We start from the raw sequence: 18,341 nt of genomic DNA on the forward strand, positions 1-18,341 counted from the left end.
GCGCCAACAGTAGCATCAATGCCTGCAAGGGTTAAGATCTGTCTTTGTCGAAGCCGCGTTTGAGGAGTTGCATCATATCTTCCTGCTGCGTCTGTTCTTCTTCCTCATCGTCAATAAGTTCGATGCCCAGTTTGGTCATCAGTTCATCGATACGATCAAGCGCCTGGTCCACATAACGTCTTTCGGCAGTGGAAAGGGGTTCATCCTGCTCAAGGCGCTGTAGTAAGGCATCCAGACACTCGTCATTTTCCAGGCGAGCCAGCTCCTGCTCGGCCGTTTCCAGCGGCTCTTGCGGCGGCGGCGTGCCAGAGGGCTCTTTGTGTGGCGTCACCGCCCCCTCCACCGTCAGCGGCACGGGCTTCTTACTACCGATGCGGCTATCCTGCGGTGCACGGGTATTCTGGCGCACGGTGTCGCCGACGCCGCCCTGGCTGCGCGAACCGGCGACCAGCCCGCGGCGTTTTTTCTGCCGCTTACGCTCGCACCTTTCGATATTCAATTCTTCGCGGCTTTTACGCTGCTTCTTCTTGCGCGCGTCGCCGGACTTGCCGCGGCCGCCCCGTTCTGATGGATTCATAATGTTTGCTCTTGGGTAAGGGTAATCACATCTACCATTGCGGCGGAATCTATCAGAAAGCCGCGCAAGAAAAAAGGTGACTGCGCCCGCGGACGAAGATAAAAAACGCGTCCCGGGCCATAACCGGTATAATTGCCGTTAATATGCCATCTCCAGAGAGAGGATACCGTTGACCAAATCCTATAACTATAAGCTGACCCATTTCGTGACCAGCGCGCCGGATATCCGCCATTTGCCGGTCGACAGCGGGATTGAAATCGCTTTCGCAGGGCGCTCCAACGCCGGAAAATCCAGCGCGCTCAATACCCTGACCAATCAAAAAAGCCTGGCCAGGACCAGTAAAACCCCCGGACGCACCCGGCTTATCAACCTGTTTGAGGTGGAATCCGGCATCCGACTGGTCGATTTGCCCGGCTATGGCTACGCCGAAGTCCCTGAAGAACTGAAACGCAAATGGCAACGCGCCCTGGGCGAATATCTGCAAATGCGCGACAGCCTCAAGGGGCTGGTGGTATTAATGGATATCCGCCATCCAATGAAAGATCTCGACCAGCAAATGGTGCAATGGGCGGTCGATGTCAATATCCCGGTGCTGGTCCTGCTCACCAAGGCCGATAAGCTGGCTTCGGGCTCACGCAAGGAGCAGCTGAATCAAGTGCGCGAAGCGGCGCTGGCCTTTATGGGCGATGTTCAAGTTGAAACCTTCTCATCGCTTAAAAAACAGGGGGTAGATAAGCTGCGGCAAAAGTTGGACGATTGGTTTGCCGCCATCCCGCCAGCACAAGGGTCCCCGGAGACAGAATAACGCGCTAAAATCTACTCACGTCACGGCCTGATGGCGATAATAGCGCCATTCAATGCCCGTGCCGCGGCGCTGCAGCCTGACGTCCCCCGCTTAAGCCCTGACTGGGTCGTCACGGCTCTATGCGGCGAGAGCGCTATTAGCCTCCGTGTCCGCGACATCTCAGCCTAACAGGGGCGACGGTGCATTTAGGCACCCGGCACGCTAGCCTAATCAGTAGACGGCGCTGCTAACGCCCTCGGATCATAGAATCGAAGCCATCGTTTAAGGAGTGCAGCCCGCCGCGAGTGCCTTGATGGTCGCGACGGCGGCACCCCTGGTCGAGTTTATCAGCGCCCAATAAAAAACGCCCCAGTCATTAAATGACTGGGGCAGCTAATACTTAGCCAAGTCCGATTACGTGAAGTAAAAGGCCTGAAAGATAGAACATCTTACCTCTGTGTACCCTACGCCGATAACTTTACCCTATTTTTTGATGGGGCAAAAGAATTTTTTGTAGTTTACTTTCACCTTTTTACGTATAAGGAATGCTTATTGTAAATAATACATCACACTTTAATGTAGCTTAATTATAAAAAGTGCTTAGTCATTCGCCACTTAGTGAGCTTGATCCCAGTTTTCTCCAACGCCCACGTCCACCTGCAGCGGTACATCCAGTTTAAAGCAGCCTTCCATCAGCGCCTTAATTCGGGCTTTGGCACTTTCAACCGCATCGCGCTGTACTTCAAATACCAATTCATCGTGCACCTGCATAATCATGCGAACCGGCGGCGCTTCCTGCTGCAGCCAGCCATCGATTGCAATCATCGCCCGCTTAATAATATCAGCGGAGGTGCCTTGCATCGGGGCGTTAATAGCGGCGCGCTCCACGCCCTTTTTGCGCATACCGTTGCGCGAGTGGATATCCAGTAAATACAGCCGGCGGCCGTCCAGGGTTTCAACATAACCCCGATCGCTGGCCTGCCTGCGGGTGCGCTCCATATATTCCAAAACGCCGGGGTACCGCTCGAAATAGAGATTCATATATTTCTGCGCTTCCGATCGCGGCACCGACAGCTGACGCGCCAGACCGAAAGCGCTCATGCCATAAATCAGGCCAAAGTTAATCGCCTTGGCGCTGCGGCGCTGATCCTGGGTGACTTTCTCGAGCGACATACCAAATACTTCGGCGGCGGTGGCACGGTGAATATCCTTGCCGGCAGCGAAGGCGTTCAGTAATCCGGGGTCGCGCGCGAGATGCGCCATAATGCGCAGCTCAATCTGTGAATAGTCCGCTGCCACGATAAGCGCATCCGGCGGCGCGATGAACGCCTGCCGGATGCGCCGACCTTCATCATTGCGGACGGGAATATTTTGCAGGTTCGGGTCGCTCGAGGACAGCCGCCCGGTAGCGGTGACGGCCTGATGATAGGAGGTATGCACCCGCTTCGACAGCGGGTTGATCATCTGTGGCAGCTTATCTGTGTAGGTGGATTTTAGCTTGGCCAGGCCACGATATTCTAAAATCAGCTTCGGCAGCGGATAGTCCAGCGCCAGCTCGGCCAGCACTTCTTCATTGGTAGAAGGGGCACCGCCGGGGGTTTTCTTTAGCACCGGCAATTTCTGCTTATCGTACAAAATCTCCTGCAGCTGTTTGGTGGAGGAGAGGTTAAACGGTTCCTCCGCCAGTTGATGCGCTTCCCCTTCCAGCTCTTCCAGGCGTTTGGCCAACTCCACCGAATGTGCAGCAAGAATAGATTCGTCGATAAGCACGCCGGTGCGCTCAATACGCGACAGGACCGGCACCAGCGGCATTTCGATTTCCTCAAACACCCTCCTCAGCTCCGGGGCCTGCTCAATACGTGGCCACAGCTTTTGGTGCAGACGCAGCGTCACGTCGGCATCTTCAGCAGCGTAAGACGCGGCCTGCTCCATTGCTATCTGATTGAACGTAAGCTGATTGCGGCCTTTACCCGCTATCTCCTCAAAGCTCACGGTGGTGTGCTGTAAAAAACGCTCTGCCAGGCTGTCCATATCGTGGCGGCCGGCGACGCTGTCCAACACGTAAGATTCCAGCATGGTATCGAACGCAATGCCGGCCAGCTCGATATCGTATCGTTTCAGAACCCCGCGATCGAATTTGAGATTTTGGCCAATCTTGCCGATGGTGGGATCTTCCATAACCGGTTTCAGCGCCGCCAATACCGTCGCGCGGTCAAGCTGGTCCGGCGCATCCAGATAGTCGTGCCCCACCGGCAGATAGGCCGCCTCACCCGGCTTCACAGCAAAACACAGCCCTATCAGATTGGCGGTAAGCGTATCCAGACCGTCGGTTTCGGTATCAAAGGCGAACACGCCAGCGTGGCGAATCGCACCGATCCACATCTCCAGGGTCGCCATAGTGTCGATAATCACATAGCCGTCTTTCGACAACGCCTCGGTCGGCTCCTCGGCCGCCGCTGGACGGGGCGCAGTAAACGGCGGCGACGGCGCGACGGCACTTTTGCGTTGCAGCCATTTACCCGCTTCCAAATCGCTTAGCCAGCGTTTGAATTCATAACGCTGAAACAAAAGCATCAATGCTTCGGCCTCGGGCTCTTCCACCGTTAACCGGTCATAAGGCAAGTCCAACGGCACATCGGTTTTAATGGTCGCCAGCTGGTAGGAGAGAAAAGCTACCTCACGGTGCTGCTCAAGCTTAGCGGCCATGGTTTTAGCGCCGCGGAAGCTCAGGCTACTGACGCTATCAAGCTGTTGATACAGGCTTTCCAGCCCGCCCAGCCCCTGCAATAGCGCCTGCGCAGTTTTCTCACCCACTCCCGGCACTCCCGGAATATTATCGGAGCTGTCGCCCATCAGCGCCAGATAATCAATGATAAGCTCCGGCGGCACGCCGAACTTCAGCTGCACCTCCTCCGGGCCGAGAATGGTGTTGGACATGGTATTGATCAGGGTAATCTTGGGCGACACCAGCTGCGCCATGTCCTTATCGCCGGTGCTTATCAGCACATCCCGGCCGCCGCGCGCCGCCGCCAGCGCCAGCGTCCCGATAACGTCATCGGCCTCGACGCCGCTAACGGCCAGCAACGGCAAACCCATCGCTTTAACCATATCATGCAGCGGCGCTATCTGACTACGCAGATCGTCCGGCATGGGAGGCCGGTGGGATTTGTAATGCTCGAACAACTCATCGCGGAACGTCTTGCCCTTGGCGTCAAACACCACCGCAACATGGCTTGGCCGGTACTGTACCAGCAGGCTCTTAAGCATATTCAATACGCCGTACATCGCCCCGGTCGGTTCCCCCGCTCTATTGGTCAGCGGCGGAAAGGCGTGATAGGCGCGGTAAAGATAAGAAGAACCATCCACCAAAATAATCGGGTTTTCTGCGATTTGGACCATAGCGTATTTCGTTCTTTTTAGTCAGCAAACATTAGGGGTAGCATGCCACAGCCGGCAGCCGGAGACGATGGTTAGCGTAGCATAAGGGCGATAAAAATACCGCAAATGCGGCCAGATCCGCAGGATCATGCTGTGGATAACTTTGTGAGTAAAAAATATAGTTTTTATTGACAGCCGCTATATTTTCGATGTCTCTAGACAAAAAATCTTTATTATCAAGTGATTAATATATTAACCTGGCAATAGCAAATATCATCACAAGGGTATTGCCATTGTGGATATAAACCTGCTATGGCCCGTTGCGGGCAATAGCATTATCCTTCGGCAGATTAAGGAGATACTGGCTGTTTGCGGCTTCGCCACAAACGACAACGCCGGCATCTGCCGGCGTTGTACGTCATTCACCCGCAGGAGAGTTTACTTTTGGCTAAGCAAAAATTTCACGACATCGGCAAATTGTTTGGTATAAGCGTCCATTGACGACATATCCAGCCCATCGTTTTTCACCATATATTTGCCGTTGACAAACATCGCCGGCACGCCGCGCAGCTGCAGATCGGTGGCCGCTTTCTCCTGCTGTACGACCAGAGATTTCACGACAAAGCTGTTCCAGGCGGAATCATACTCTTCCGCGCTGACGCCCGCTTTGACAAACACCGCGCGGATGTCGTCCGGCGTTTGTATGGTTTGCGTTTTTTGCAGACCACCAAACAGCAGCGGACTTACTTTGTCTTCCACCCCCAGCGCCATGGCTACGGCCCAGGCCTGGGTCAGCTGTTTGCCCATCGGCCCCAGAAAATCCACATGGTATTTGGTCATTTTGGTGCCGGCAGGCAGCGCTTTTTTCACCGTGCTGGAGATGTGATAGACCTGCTCGAATTGATAACAATTCGCGCAATAAAACGAGAAAAATTCCAGCACTTGGGGTTCACTGGTCACCGGCTTGTCGAGCTGGACATATTGCTGACCTTCAGTAAATTGCGCGGCCGAGGCGCTGAACGCCAACGCGATAACCACCAACGCAAACCATATTTTTTTCATAAATAGTGTCTCTCCAAAATGAATAACATCGGCGATAAAACGTTTAATATACCGGCATCAGCTGCAACGGCGGCTGTTGCAGCAGCGTTGCCTGTTCAATAAATAGCGCCGTTTGTTGCGACCAGAATTCCCCCTCAATCATCCACGGAAAACTACGCGGAAAAGACGGGTCATCCCAACGCCGGCTAACCCAGGCGAGATAGTGGATCATCCTCATTGCCCGTAGCGGCTCAATCAGCGCCAGTTCACGGGAATCGAAGTCTATGAATTCAGTATATGCATCCAACAGCAGCGACAGCTGATAAAGTCTGTCGCGGCGATCGCCATTAAGCAGCATCCAAAGATCCTGGATGGCTGGACCATTGCGGGCATCGTCCAGATCAACAAATGTCGGACCGTCGCGCCACAAGATATTTCCGGCGTGCAGATCGCCATGCAGACGGAGCGGACGCCAATCGGTGTTCCATACCGCATGCACCTGCGCTATCAGTTGGTCACAGGCCTGTAAAAACATTGCTTTCTGCCGGCCAGCAATCAGAGTGCTATTTTCCAGCTCGCGACGCGGATGCGTCAGATATTCTTCCAGTCCCATGGTGGGTCGCGCGCTAAAGCAGCGACTGCCATTGTGTCGGTGAATACGGCCAAGAAAGCGCCCTACCCATTCCAGCTGGTCATCGTTATCTTGCTCGAAAGCCCGGCCACCCACGCTGGGAAACAGGGCAAAATAATAGCCAAGATAGTGGTGCAGCGTCGCATTATGAATCACAAGCGGCGCCACCACAGGTATTTCGGCTGCCGCGAGCTCATGCGCCAGCTGGTGCTCTTCCAGAATTTGCTCGGCACTCCAGCGCTCAGGACGATAAAATTTCACCACATAGCGCTTTTTCTCTTCGTCCAGAAACTGATAGACGCGATTTTCGTAGCTGTTTAGAGCGGTCGAACCAGAATCGACGACGATCCCCGTCTGTTGCAGGGCGTCCATGATCAAATCGGGCATTAATGCCTGGAAATTAAATCCTGTGCTCATAATCCGCCGCCGCGATATGCCATCGTGTGAAAAAAATGGACGCTCTAGTAAAAGAGTTCATTAGCCCCGCTTACTCCTTGATAATTCCGCGGGCACGCAAAATGGCCGTTTTAAAATCTTCTTCATAATCTTTCACCAGGCCAGGAATAGCGTCCGTTTTATCGCTGCCGCGCATTTTTAAATGATAAATCAGAATATCATCGGTCAGGCCGTTCAGATTACCCTGATAACCAGCCTCCTGCGCCAACTTTTGCAGAAATTGTACCAGGTTAAGATCAGGCTCTTGTTGCCAGGCGGGGTGCAACAACTCCACTAATTCATTAACGCGATGGCATTTCATAACACATTCCTTAGTTAACGTCTGACAGTACTGTAGCAAGATTCGCGAACGGGGATAAACATCATTATCCTGCATTCGCTAAAACATTGTATCCTAATATGAAGGGTAATCCCTGCACCTTAGAATTTCATCCTAGAGAGGGCCATGACAACAATAGCATTACCGGCGTGATCCTGGCGGGTTGACCCTCGACGCGAATGGGCGGTGAAGATAAGGGGCTGCTGCAAATTAATCACAAGCCATTATACCGTTACGTAGCCGAACGCCTCGCGCCGCAGGTTGCTTTATTGATGATTAACGCTAATCGTCACGAGGACGAGTATCGGCAAAGTGGTTTACCGGTGGTGGCGGATACGTTCCCAGGGTTTGCCGGACCGCTGGCCGGAATGCTGGCAGATTTAAGCCAAGCCGGTAGCGAGTGGGTTGCGTTTGTCCCCTGCGATGTGCCGGTGTTTCCGGAGGATTTGGTGGCGAATCTTTGGGCGAATCGACAGCAGGCCCCGGCGGCTTTTGCCTGTGATGACAGCCATGACCATCCCACGTTTACGCTACTGCACCGCTCTTTGGCACCAGATCTGGAAGCGTTTTTGCACCGCGGGGGGCGGCGGGTCAGACTTTTTCTGTCTGCTATCCCGTCACAGCGGGTAGTGTTTAACGTCTCCCCCACCTTATTTCGTGAATCTTAATACGCCGCAGGATCTTGCCCTGTGGACACACGGACTACTGCCATGAGCCTTTCCCCCTTCCCTTGCTGGCCGTTGCCGCTTATAGCGGTACCGGTAAAACCACCCTTTTGCAGCAGCTTATCCCGCTGCTTGACCAATACGGTCTGCGCGTCGGAATCATCAAGCATACCCATCATAAAATGGATGTGGATACGCCCGGCAAAGACAGCTACATGTTACGCAAGGCCGGTGCGCGGCAGACGATGGTGGAGAATTCAGCGCGCTGGGCATTGATGACTGAAAACGTGCCTACTCAAATGCCTTCCTTAGAGTGGCTAGCCGGTCAATAAGATCGCTCTCCATCGTTCTGCGACCGGTCAGGATTGGCGCACGCTCATCGATCGCCATGTTATCGCAATAGCCAGCGATGTGCGGCTGGACAGCGCGCTACCGCAGCTGAATATCAATCAACCTGCCGATATTGCCCGCTTTATCATCGATTGGCTCGCGCACGCCTAAGCCTGCATACGCGTTATCGTGTCCGCCAACCGGTACCTGCCCTATGCTGCCGCGTATTAATATAGAGAGGCTCTGTGTACCTGTCGCCCTGAGTATCACTCGTGTAGCAACATGTTTGGCTGCGCCTGCCGCCCTGTGTAACGCCCGCAATCGAGGGCACCTGTCGCGGCGGGCCGACCCGTTTGGCGCCCGTCATTGCGGTTCTGGTGCGCTGTTGTACTTACCTATCGCTTGCTTGTCGACCGGCGGGGCGTTGACTGTTGCGTCGCCGGCAGCAGGTCGCCATGGTCCTCAAAAACAAAAAGCCCTCTGCGGTTGCAGAGGGCTCGTTGATACTGCTCGTCACGGGCTACCCGTTAGGACGTAATGGATGCCTGGCAGTTCCCTACTCTCGCATGGGGAGACCCCACACTACCATCGGCGCTACGGCGTTTCACTTCTGAGTTCGGCATGGGGTCAGGTGGGACCACCGCGCTCGTGCCGCCAGGCAAATTCGTTTTCCGCACCGCTTTCACCATGCAGACTGCTCTTGCTGCCCAACCCTCACTTGCGTGACCATCGGGCGTTATCCGGAACATCGCTGATATCGTCTTTCTGGCGCTCGCGTTCATGTCGCTTGCGCTTTGCCGCTAACGTTCGTTACAGCTCTGGCTTTCGCCCTCTCTCAAACAGCTCAGGTGTTGTAAGGTTAAGTCTCACGGGTCATTAGTATCGGTTAGCTCAACACCTCGCAGCGCTTACACACCCGACCTATCAACGTCATCGTCTTTAACGTCCCTTTAGGAGGCTCAAGGCCTCAGGGAAGACTCATCTCGAGGCAAGTTTCCCGCTTAGATGCTTTCAGCGGTTATCTCTTCCGCACGTAGCTACCGGGCAATGCCATTGGCATGACAACCCGAACACCAGTGGTGCGTCCACTCCGGTCCTCTCGTACTAGGAGCAGCCCCTCTCAATCTTCCAGCGCCCACGGCAGATAGGGACCGAACTGTCTCACGACGTTCTAAACCCAGCTCGCGTACCACTTTAAATGGCGAACAGCCATACCCTTGGGACCTACTTCAGCCCCAGGATGTGATGAGCCGACATCGAGGTGCCAAACACCGCCGTCGATATGAACTCTTGGGCGGTATCAGCCTGTTATCCCCGGAGTACCTTTTATCCGTTGAGCGATGGCCCTTCCATGCAGAACCACCGGATCACTAAGACCTGCTTTCGCACCTGCTCGAGCCGTCACTCTCGCAGTCAAGCTAGCTTATGCCTTTGCACTAACCTCACGATGTCCGACCGTGATTAGCTAACCTTCGTGCTCCTCCGTTACGCTTTGGGAGGAGACCGCCCCAGTCAAACTACCCACCAGACACTGTCCTCGGCCCGGATGACGGGCCTGAGTGAGAACATCAAACATTAAAGGGTGGTATTTCAAGGTTGGCTCCATGCAGACTGGCGTCCACACTTCAAAGCCTCCCACCTATCCTACACATCAAGGCTCAATGTTCAGTGTCAAGCTATAGTAAAGGTTCACGGGGTCTTTCCGTCTTGCCGCGGGTACACCGCATCTTCACGGCGAGTTCAATTTCACTGAGTCTCGGGTGGAGACAGCCTGACCATCATTACGCCATTCGTGCAGGTCGGAACTTACCCGACAAGGAATTTCGCTACCTTAGGACCGTTATAGTTACGGCCGCCGTTTACCGGGGCTTCGATCAAGAGCTTCTCCTTACGGATAACCCCATCAATTAACCTTCCGGCACCGGGCAGGCGTCACACCGTATACGTCCACTTTCGTGTTTGCACAGTGCTGTGTTTTTAATAAACAGTTGCAGCCAGCTGGTATCTGCGACTGGCTTCAGCTCGGGGCGCAAGGCCCTCCACCTACATGCCAGCGTGCCTTCTCCCGAAGTTACGGCACCATTTTGCCTAGTTCCTTCACCCGAGTTCTCTCAAGCGCCTGGGTATCCTCTACCTGACCACCTGTGTCGGTTTGGGGTACGATTCGATGTGACCTGGAGCTTAGAGGCTTTTCCTGGAAGCGTAGCATCAATTCCTTCACTACCGTGGTAGCTCGTCATCACGCCTCAGTGTTATGAAAGAGCGGATTTGCCTGCTCTTTCCACCTGCACGCTTGAACCGGGACAACCGTCGCCCGGCAAACCTAGCTTTCTCCGTCCCCCCTTCGCAGTCACACCTAGTACAGGAATATTAACCTGTTTCCCATCGACTACGCCTTTCGGCCTCGCCTTAGGGGTCGACTCACCCTGCTCCGATTAACGTTGAACAGGAACCCTTGGTCTTCCGGCGAGCGGGCTTTTCACCCACTTTATCGTTACTTATGTCAGCATTCGCACTTCTGATACCTCCAGCAGCCCTCACAGGCCACCTTCACAGGCTTACAGAACGCTCCCCTACCCAACGGACGTATCCTTAAAACGCCTTGCCCTTGTCCGGCTGTTGCCGACTTAACGGGAATGTGGCTTGCACGCGCCCGCTCATCGTCGCGTGGAGCGTTTTAAGTGATACGTCCGCTGCCGCAGCTTCGGTGCATGGTTTAGCCCCGTTACATCTTCCGCGCAGGCCGACTCGACCAGTGAGCTATTACGCTTTCTTTAAATGATGGCTGCTTCTAAGCCAACATCCTGGCTGTCTGGGCCTTCCCACATCGTTTCCCACTTAACCATGACTTTGGGACCTTAGCTGGCGGTCTGGGTTGTTTCCCTCTTCACGACGGACGTTAGCACCCGCCGTGTGTCTCCCGTGATAACATTCTACGGTATTCGCAGTTTGCATCGGGTTGGTAATCCGGGATGGACCCCTAGCCGAAACAGTGCTCTACCCCCGTAGATGACTTCACGAGGCGCTACCTAAATAGCTTTCGGGGAGAACCAGCTATCTCCCGGTTTGATTGGCCTTTCACCCCCAGCCACAAGTCATCCGCTAATTTTTCAACATTAGTCGGTTCGGTCCTCCAGTTAGTGTTACCCAACCTTCAACCTGCCCATGGCTAGATCACCGGGTTTCGGGTCTATACCCTGCAACTAGACGCCCAGTTAAGACTCGGTTTCCCTACGGCTCCCCTATACGGTTAACCTTGCTACAGAATATAAGTCGCTGACCCATTATACAAAAGGTACGCAGTCACACCCCGAAGGATGCTTCCACTGCTTGTACGTACACGGTTTCAGGTTCTATTTCACTCCCCTCGCCGGGGTTCTTTTCGCCTTTCCCTCACGGTACTGGTTCACTATCGGTCAGTCAGGAGTATTTAGCCTTGGAGGATGGTCCCCCCATCTTCAGACAGGATATCACGTGTCCCGCCCTACTCATCGAGCTCACAACAAGCGCACCTTCGGATACGGGGCTATCACCCTCTGTCGCCGGACTTTCCAGACCGTTCTCCTGATGCGCAAGCTGATGATGGCTCTGGGCTGTTCCCCGTTCGCTCGCCGCTACTGGGGGAATCTCGGTTGATTTCTTTTCCTCAAGGTACTGAGATGTTTCAGTTCCCCTGGTTCGCTTCGTCAAGCTATGGATTCACCTGACAATGATGCAACGAGTTGCACCGGGTTTCCCCATTCGGACATCGCCGGCTGATAACGCTTCATATCAGCTCACCGGCGCTTTTCGCAGATTAGCACGTCCTTCATCGCCTCTGACTGCCTAGGCATCCACCGTGTACGCTTAGTCACTTAACCTCACAACCCTGAGCTGTCTGCGCGCTACAGTGATAACGCTTGCGCGTTACCTCAGGTTTGCTTACTTCGTTTGAGAGACTCGCATACTGAGTTTGCACTTCAGCATGTGTTTCAAATTTTCAGCTTGTTCCGGATTGTTAAAGAGCGGTATTTCGCAGCGCGCTTGATAAACGCGCTCTGAAATAACACTACAGCAAAAAAAACCTTCTCATACCCACAAATGACCAAACCCGACTCCACAGCGAAATGGTGGAGCTAAGCGGGATCGAACCGCTGACCTCCTGCGTGCAAAGCAGGCGCTCTCCCAGCTGAGCTATAGCCCCAAGTCGTTTACCTTGCATATGCCGTCGCTCACCCGCGACGATACCGTTTACCTGCCGGTAAACCCGATACCGCACCGCGACGTTACAGTACGACAGCCAGTCTCGCCTTCTTCGCCCCCCTGACGCACAGCCTCTCATGCCGCCTGTCGGCAACATGCTGCCCTCCTCATCACGGGAACCCACGGAAATAAGCAGAACTGGTAGGCCTGAGTGGACTTGAACCACCGACCTCACCCTTATCAGGGGTGCGCTCTAACCACCTGAGCTACAAGCCTATAGCAGGTTTTTCTTGCTCGTGACAATTATCAGACAATCTGTGTGGACACGTCACTCAACGTATCGCTTAGGTAAGGAGGTGATCCAACCGCAGGTTCCCCTACGGTTACCTTGTTACGACTTCACCCCAGTCATGAATCACAAAGTGGTAAGCGCCCTCCCGAAGGTTAAGCTACCTACTTCTTTTGCAACCCACTCCCATGGTGTGACGGGCGGTGTGTACAAGGCCCAGGAACGTATTCACCGTGGCATTCTGATCCACGATTACTAGCGATTCCGACTTCATGGAGTCGAGTTGCAGACTCCAATCCGGACTACGACGCACTTTGTGAGGTCCGCTGACTCTCGCGAGATCGCTTCTCTTTGTATGCGCCATTGTAGCACGTGTGTAGCCCTACTCGTAAGGGCCATGATGACTTGACGTCATCCCCACCTTCCTCCGGTTTATCACCGGCAGTCTCCTTTGAGTTCCCGACCAAATCGCTGGCAACAAAGGATAAGGGTTGCGCTCGTTGCGGGACTTAACCCAACATTTCACAACACGAGCTGACGACAGCCATGCAGCACCTGTCTCAGAGCTCCCGAAGGCACCAAGGCATCTCTGCCAAGTTCTCTGGATGTCAAGAGTAGGTAAGGTTCTTCGCGTTGCATCGAATTAAACCACATGCTCCACCGCTTGTGCGGGCCCCCGTCAATTCATTTGAGTTTTAACCTTGCGGCCGTACTCCCCAGGCGGTCGATTTAACGCGTTAGCTCCGAAAGCCACAGCTCAAGGCCACAACCTTCAAATCGACATCGTTTACAGCGTGGACTACCAGGGTATCTAATCCTGTTTGCTCCCCACGCTTTCGTACCTGAGCGTCAGTCTTCGTCCAGGGGGCCGCCTTCGCCACCGGTATTCCTCCAGATCTCTACGCATTTCACCGCTACACCTGGAATTCTACCCCCCTCTACGAGACTCTAGCCTGCCAGTTTCAAATGCAGTTCCCAGGTTAAGCCCGGGGATTTCACATCTGACTTAACAGACCGCCTGCGTACGCTTTACGCCCAGTAATTCCGATTAACGCTTGCACCCTCCGTATTACCGCGGCTGCTGGCACGGAGTTAGCCGGTGCTTCTTCTGCAGGTAACGTCAATCGATAGCGCTGTTAACGCTAACGCCTTCTTCCCCGCTGAAAGTGCTTTACAACCCGAAGGCCTTCTTCACACACGCGGCATGGCTGCATCAGGGTTTCCCCCATTGTGCAATATTCCCCACTGCTGCCTCCCGTAGGAGTCTGGACCGTGTCTCAGTTCCAGTGTGGCTGGTCATCCTCTCAGACCAGCTAGGGATCGTCGCCTAGGTGAGCCATTACCCCACCTACTAGCTAATCCCATCTGGGTTCATCCGATGGTGTGAGGCCCGAAGGTCCCCCACTTTAGTCTTGCGACGTTATGCGGTATTAGCTACCGTTTCCAGTAGTTATCCCCCTCCATCGGGCAGATCCCCAGACATTACTCACCCGTCCGCCGCTCGCCGGCAAAGAAGCAAGCTTCTTTCCGCTGCCGCTCGACTTGCATGTGTTAGGCCTGCCGCCAGCGTTCAATCTGAGCCATGATCAAACTCTTCAATTAAAAGCTTGATGCTCAAAGAATCAAAACTGGTATTCATATGAATATTTGTTGTTCACTCTTCAAGACTTGATATTTCGGTATGTCGATATCGTCTTGTGAGTGCCCACACAGATTGTCTGATAAATTGTTAAAGAGCAGTGCCGGCTGTTTTCTCGACCCGCACGGGTGGCGCATATTACGCCTTCCTCATTCAGTGTCAAGCAGTTTCGCCTGTTTCTGAACCCTTCCGTTCACCGTGATGATGTTCACATGACCGGTCGATGGAGGCGCATCATAAGGATCAGAATTTATTGCACAAGCCTTTTTTGATCTTTTGCCGCTGACTGTTTATTTTTTTCCGCTTTGATCTTAAGCGATCGTCTGCGCAAAAACGGCAAATGGCGGTCGGCGAAAGGTTGTCATGAGCACTTTTGAGACGATACAGTCTATCCAGCACACCACAAAAGGATCCCAATCATGCTACAACACGTTGAACCGTTGCGTCCTTACCGAGGTACCTCCCCCCAGCTCGGCCAGCGGATCATGATCGATCCCAGCAGCGTGGTCATCGGCCATGTCACCCTCGGCGACGATGTCAGCATTTGGCCGCTGGCCGCTATTCGCGGCGACGTCAATCGCGTGCAGATCGGTGCGCGTACCAACATTCAGGACGGTTGCGTGTTGCACGTTACCCATTGCTCCGAGCGTAACCCGACGGGCCGTCCCCTGATCATCGGCGAGGAGGTCACAGTAGGGCATAAAGCCATGTTGCATGGCTGCACTATTGGCAATCGTGTTCTGGTTGGAATGGGGAGCATTATTTTAGACGGCGCCGTTGTAGAGGATGAAGTCATCATTGGTGCCGGCAGCCTGGTGGCGTCCGGCAAACGTCTACACAGTGGCTATCTCTATTTTGGCAGTCCGGCGCGGCGAATACGCCGTCTGACTCCTGTTGAGATCGGCAATCTCATTTACTCGGTCAATAATTATGTACAGTGGAAGGATAACTACCTTATGCAGGCGGATGAAGAGCGGTCGCACGCCGAAGGAACCCGATCATGAGGTTTTACCCTGACGTTTTCTTCGGCGCGCTGTCATAAAGGAAATCATCGGGGTCGCAATCTGGCAATAGCATGGGCGTGGGCCATTGCGTTACGATAAACAAAATGGACCGTCGAGGTCGGCCCCCTGAGCAATAAGTGTTTCGATTGCATCCTCTACGTCCAGGCGGTGCTGATGGAAGATCACCAGAGGAGTAGCACCATTAGTCTCAGAGACAAACCGGTTATATAACCAGCCTGCACTAACCTGGCACTCCACGCGCATGCCGCTCACCAACGCCGGAAAACACATGCTTTGACGCTCGTCATCCCATTGTTCAAGATCGGGAAAATGGATCGCCTGGTTCATGCACTCAGCTCCGCGCGCAACGTTTCCAACACCGGCAAAACTGAGGGTAAAACACCATGCCACAGCAAAAAAGACGAGGCCGCCTGGCCCACCAGCATACCGAGGCCATCGGCGCAGCGCAGCGAGCCCTGCCGACGGCACCAGGTGATGAACGGCGTATCGCCTTGTTGGTAATACATGTCATAGCAACAGACCGATGATGTAATGAGCGATGCCGGCAGCGGCGGGATACTGCCCTGCACACCGGTGGAAGTCGCGTTAATAATCAGATCATAATCCGGCGTGCCCAGGCGCTCCAGCGGCAGCGCGCTAATATCGCCCACATGGTGATAAAACCCGACCAGCTTCTGCGCGCGCGGAAAAGTGCGGTTAGTCAGCACCACTTTGCAGCCGTAGGCCAGCAGCGGCAGGACCACGCCCCGCGCCGCGCCGCCGACACCTACTAACAGAACTCGGCTGTCCTGGCGCAGTAGATCGAGACGCTGCAAATCGCTGACCAGACCAATGCCGTCGGTATTGTCCCCCAGCAAGGAACCGTCCGGCTGTTTCTTGATGGTATTCACCGCCCCCGCCAAAGCGCCTCGCTCGGTGAGTTGATCGCATAGCGAAAACGCACGTTCTTTAAACGGCAGGGTAATATTCGCCCCCAAGCCGCCCGCGTCGAAAAACTGCCGCAGCGTTTGCTCAAAGCCATCCAGCGGCGCCAGTACCCGACCGTAAGGATGGGTTATACCTGTCTCGGCGACAAATAGCGCATGGATGCGCGGTGAACGACTATGGTTAATCGGATTACCAAAAACGGCAAAGGTATCCATGGTGACACTCCGGTTATAATCAGCCCTGTCGAATCAATTCGCCGCTCAGAGCATCGCGTATCTCAGTGGGATTGAGTCGTCCTTCCACCGCTTCGTCCAGCACCAGGAAAGCGGCGCCCAATTGCCCGCGCACTTCGTCGGCGCTACGCGCCGGCGGTTGGCCGGTCAGATTAGCACTGGTGGACACCAGCGGCTTGCCGAACGCAAGACAAAGACGCCGTACGGGTTCAAACGCGCTGACGCGTACCGCAAGGGATGCATGTTGCCCCGTAAGCCAGCTCGGTGTTGTCGGACAGACCGGTATCACCCACGTCACGGGACCAGGCCAGCTGGCGAAGATCCGCGATCGTGCAGCATCATCTAACGCGTCGTCGTCAATATATTCCTTTAACTGAGCGTAATGCGCGGCGACTAGAATTAGCCCTTTTTGCCACGGGCGTTGTTTTAACGCCAACAGCGCCTGGACCGCGCTTTCGCTGTCAGGATTGCAGCCCAACCCGAACACGGCCTCCGTCGGATAAGCGATAACCTGCTGTTGACGTAGCGCAATGACCAGACTCGCCACGTCCTGGGAGGAGGATTCAATCATCATTGTCGTTTATCGCTACCAGTCGGCCGCAACGCTTATCAGCGCAAAAGCGCTTTACGTTGCGGGCAGTATTTTTCGCCATCAACAGCGGAAAATGGCAATACTCGCATTCACCCGCCACAGGTTGATTATTCAAGGCATATTTACAGGCTGGGTACCGATCACAGGCGTAAAAACTTTTGCCAAAGCGCGAGGTACGCTGCACCAATTTACCGGAACGGCACTCTGGACAGGTAAAAGCGGTGGTGTCGGCCACCGCCGTGGGTGCAATGTGCTCGCACTCGGGATAGTTCGAGCAGCCGATAAACATACCAAAGCGTCCTTGGCGCAATACCAGCGTGGAGTGACATGCGAGGCAAAGCTGCCCTTCAAGCACTTTTACCACATGTCCGTCGCCCTGCGGCCTCAGTGGACGAATATAGTCGCATTGTGGGTAATGAGAGCAGCCCAGAAAGGGGCCGTGCTGGCCAGAGCGAATAACAAGCTCTGCCCCGCATTCGGGGCAGGCCTTCGTTTGCTTCGCGGCAAAAAGCGCAGCTTTGGTCATAGCGTTAAATCATCTTTGATGCATCAATGCAGATGCTGTTCGTCTTCTTCAAAAACCAAATCTTCCATTTGCTGATAGGCATTTTCGCAGCCGGGAATATTGAACAGCACCATAAGAATAACCCACTTCAGATCTTCCAGATCAAATTCCGCCGCGTCCAGCGCCATCACACGATCGATGACCATCTCGCGGGTCTCAAGGTTTAACACCTGAATCTGTTCGAGAAATAACAAGAAACCGCGACAATCGGTATCCAGGAACTGACTTTCTTCATCAGTATAGATACGCATGGCAAGCGGATCGGCATTGAGCGCAAACGCTCTGCCCGTCCCGTCCTGCAAATCTGCCAGTTTCTCCAGCCAGTTTAACGCATTATAAATATCGTCCTGATGAAAGCCCGCCTGGGTAAGGTCATCGGTCAATTTATCCTGATCCACGCGCATCTCGACTTCATTATGGATGTAGGTTTCAAACAAATACATTAGTACGTCGAACATGGCCTGCCCTCCTTAATCGGACATAGCCGCCGGGTACAACTGCGATCCATCCTGCTAACTCCAGTTCGAGCAGTTTCACCACCACCTCTGGCACAGGTTGGCCGGCACGTTCAGCGACGACGTCAACAGGTGTAACCTCATCCCCTACGTTAGCCAACACATCGGCAAATGGCAATTTAACTTCGCATTCTGGTGCAGAAATAATTTCCGTCTTGTTCGACACCAACCATTTCAGGTCGAGTTATGCTCA

At 54.1% G+C, this 18,341-nt stretch carries 12 protein-coding genes, 2 tRNA genes, 3 rRNA genes and 3 pseudogenes; 4 read left to right on the forward strand and 16 right to left on the reverse strand.

Features of this window, described 5'->3' with window-relative positions; all coding sequences use genetic code 11:
- Positions 1–31 precede the first annotated feature (31 nt).
- On the reverse strand, positions 32–577 hold the full coding sequence (gene yihI / locus SGP1_RS20570) for a Der GTPase-activating protein YihI (protein WP_011412044.1): 546 nt from the start codon (positions 575–577) through the stop codon (positions 32–34).
- Positions 578–746: 169 nt separating this feature from the next.
- On the opposite strand from yihI, the gene yihA reads away from it, so the two are divergent.
- Positions 747–1,382, forward strand: coding sequence for a ribosome biogenesis GTP-binding protein YihA/YsxC (gene yihA / locus SGP1_RS20575; RefSeq protein WP_011412045.1), 636 nt, complete (start codon positions 747–749; stop codon positions 1,380–1,382).
- A gap of 594 nt (positions 1,383–1,976) precedes the next feature.
- On the opposite strand, the gene polA is transcribed toward yihA, so the two are convergent.
- The 4 genes from polA to SGP1_RS20595 all read right to left on the reverse strand — a co-directional run bounded on the left by polA (position 1,977) and on the right by SGP1_RS20595 (position 7,168).
- Positions 1,977–4,760 (reverse strand): DNA polymerase I, encoded by a 2,784-nt coding sequence (polA, locus tag SGP1_RS20580; RefSeq protein ID WP_011412046.1) that lies wholly within the window; start codon positions 4,758–4,760, stop codon positions 1,977–1,979.
- A gap of 417 nt (positions 4,761–5,177) precedes the next feature.
- Complete coding sequence (gene dsbA / locus SGP1_RS20585) at positions 5,178–5,801, reverse strand: thiol:disulfide interchange protein DsbA (RefSeq protein ID WP_011412047.1); 624 nt, start codon at positions 5,799–5,801, stop codon at positions 5,178–5,180.
- 43 nt (positions 5,802–5,844) lie between these two features.
- Positions 5,845–6,831 carry a serine/threonine protein kinase gene (locus SGP1_RS20590; protein ID WP_041867263.1) on the reverse strand — a complete coding sequence of 329 codons (987 nt, stop codon included), beginning with the start codon at positions 6,829–6,831 and terminating at the stop codon, positions 5,845–5,847.
- A 67-nt stretch (positions 6,832–6,898) separates the two neighbouring features.
- Positions 6,899–7,168, reverse strand: a complete 270-nt coding sequence (locus SGP1_RS20595; protein WP_011412049.1) for a YihD family protein — start codon at positions 7,166–7,168, stop codon at positions 6,899–6,901.
- Between the two features lie 197 nt (positions 7,169–7,365).
- On the opposite strand from SGP1_RS20595, the pseudogene mobA reads away from it, so the two are divergent.
- Both mobA and mobB read left to right on the forward strand, forming a co-directional pair.
- Positions 7,366–7,900 (forward strand): annotated as a pseudogene (gene mobA / locus SGP1_RS20600) (molybdenum cofactor guanylyltransferase MobA).
- Positions 7,869–8,352 (forward strand): annotated as a pseudogene (gene mobB / locus SGP1_RS20605) (molybdopterin-guanine dinucleotide biosynthesis protein B). The pseudogenes mobA and mobB overlap by 32 nt, the downstream one beginning before the upstream one ends.
- A gap of 372 nt (positions 8,353–8,724) precedes the next feature.
- On the opposite strand, the gene rrf reads toward mobB, so the two are convergent.
- The 5 genes from rrf to SGP1_RS20630 form a co-directional block, all read right to left on the reverse strand.
- A 5S ribosomal RNA gene (gene rrf / locus SGP1_RS20610) occupies positions 8,725–8,840 on the reverse strand.
- Positions 8,841–9,036: 196 nt separating this feature from the next.
- Positions 9,037–12,041, reverse strand: a 23S ribosomal RNA gene (locus SGP1_RS20615).
- A gap of 247 nt (positions 12,042–12,288) precedes the next feature.
- Positions 12,289–12,364 (reverse strand) — tRNA-Ala (locus SGP1_RS20620).
- A 198-nt stretch (positions 12,365–12,562) separates the two neighbouring features.
- A tRNA-Ile gene (locus SGP1_RS20625) sits at positions 12,563–12,639 on the reverse strand.
- A 73-nt stretch (positions 12,640–12,712) separates the two neighbouring features.
- Positions 12,713–14,254 (reverse strand): 16S ribosomal RNA (locus SGP1_RS20630).
- The 16S, 23S and 5S rRNA genes sit together here with 2 tRNA genes alongside, the layout of an rRNA operon.
- 456 nt (positions 14,255–14,710) lie before the next feature.
- On the opposite strand from SGP1_RS20630, the gene SGP1_RS20635 reads away from it, so the two are divergent.
- Positions 14,711–15,295: a gamma carbonic anhydrase family protein gene (locus SGP1_RS20635; protein WP_011412051.1), complete on the forward strand. Its 585-nt coding sequence runs from the start codon at positions 14,711–14,713 to the stop codon at positions 15,293–15,295.
- A gap of 90 nt (positions 15,296–15,385) precedes the next feature.
- Here SGP1_RS20635 and SGP1_RS20640 read toward each other — a convergent pair whose 3' ends face one another.
- The 6 genes and pseudogenes from SGP1_RS20640 to SGP1_RS28520 form a co-directional block, all read right to left on the reverse strand.
- Positions 15,386–15,643 (reverse strand): DUF1488 domain-containing protein, encoded by a 258-nt coding sequence (locus tag SGP1_RS20640; protein WP_011412052.1) that lies wholly within the window; start codon positions 15,641–15,643, stop codon positions 15,386–15,388.
- Positions 15,640–16,458, reverse strand: a complete 819-nt coding sequence (gene aroE / locus SGP1_RS20645; protein ID WP_011412053.1) for a shikimate dehydrogenase — start codon at positions 16,456–16,458, stop codon at positions 15,640–15,642. The genes SGP1_RS20640 and aroE overlap by 4 nt, the downstream gene beginning before the upstream one ends.
- A gap of 19 nt (positions 16,459–16,477) precedes the next feature.
- Positions 16,478–17,050 carry a Sua5/YciO/YrdC/YwlC family protein gene (locus SGP1_RS20650; RefSeq protein WP_011412054.1) on the reverse strand — a complete coding sequence of 191 codons (573 nt, stop codon included), beginning with the start codon at positions 17,048–17,050 and terminating at the stop codon, positions 16,478–16,480.
- Positions 17,040–17,594 (reverse strand): DNA topoisomerase family protein, encoded by a 555-nt coding sequence (locus SGP1_RS20655; RefSeq protein ID WP_011412055.1) that lies wholly within the window; start codon positions 17,592–17,594, stop codon positions 17,040–17,042. Before SGP1_RS20655 ends, SGP1_RS20650 begins: the two co-directional genes overlap by 11 nt.
- A gap of 23 nt (positions 17,595–17,617) precedes the next feature.
- Positions 17,618–18,091 (reverse strand): DUF494 family protein, encoded by a 474-nt coding sequence (locus tag SGP1_RS20660; protein WP_011412056.1) that lies wholly within the window; start codon positions 18,089–18,091, stop codon positions 17,618–17,620.
- Positions 18,063–18,299, reverse strand: a pseudogene (locus tag SGP1_RS28520) (DNA-protecting protein DprA); the annotation flags it as partial. The pseudogene SGP1_RS28520 and the gene SGP1_RS20660, both read right to left, overlap by 29 nt.
- Positions 18,300–18,341 lie beyond the last annotated feature (42 nt).

The organism is Sodalis glossinidius str. 'morsitans' (assembly GCF_000010085.1).
Lineage (GTDB): Bacteria > Pseudomonadota > Gammaproteobacteria > Enterobacterales > Enterobacteriaceae > Sodalis > Sodalis glossinidius.

Bases quoted from the DNA above. Each gene is read 5' to 3' on its own strand.
- SGP1_RS20660 (WP_011412056.1), bottom strand. From the start codon at position 18,091: ATGTTCGACGTACTAATGTATTTGTTTGAAACCTACATCCATAATGAA.
- yihI (WP_011412044.1), bottom strand. From the start codon at position 577: ATGAATCCATCAGAACGGGGCGGCCGCGGCAAGTCCGGCGACGCGCGC.
- polA (WP_011412046.1), bottom strand. From the start codon at position 4,760: ATGGTCCAAATCGCAGAAAACCCGATTATTTTGGTGGATGGTTCTTCT.
- SGP1_RS20650 (WP_011412054.1), bottom strand. From the start codon at position 17,050: ATGATGATTGAATCCTCCTCCCAGGACGTGGCGAGTCTGGTCATTGCG.
- SGP1_RS20635 (WP_011412051.1), top strand. From the start codon at position 14,711: ATGCTACAACACGTTGAACCGTTGCGTCCTTACCGAGGTACCTCCCCC.
- dsbA (WP_011412047.1), bottom strand. From the start codon at position 5,801: ATGAAAAAAATATGGTTTGCGTTGGTGGTTATCGCGTTGGCGTTCAGC.
- SGP1_RS20640 (WP_011412052.1), bottom strand. From the start codon at position 15,643: ATGAACCAGGCGATCCATTTTCCCGATCTTGAACAATGGGATGACGAG.
- SGP1_RS20655 (WP_011412055.1), bottom strand. From the start codon at position 17,594: ATGACCAAAGCTGCGCTTTTTGCCGCGAAGCAAACGAAGGCCTGCCCC.
- SGP1_RS20595 (WP_011412049.1), bottom strand. From the start codon at position 7,168: ATGAAATGCCATCGCGTTAATGAATTAGTGGAGTTGTTGCACCCCGCC.
- aroE (WP_011412053.1), bottom strand. From the start codon at position 16,458: ATGGATACCTTTGCCGTTTTTGGTAATCCGATTAACCATAGTCGTTCA.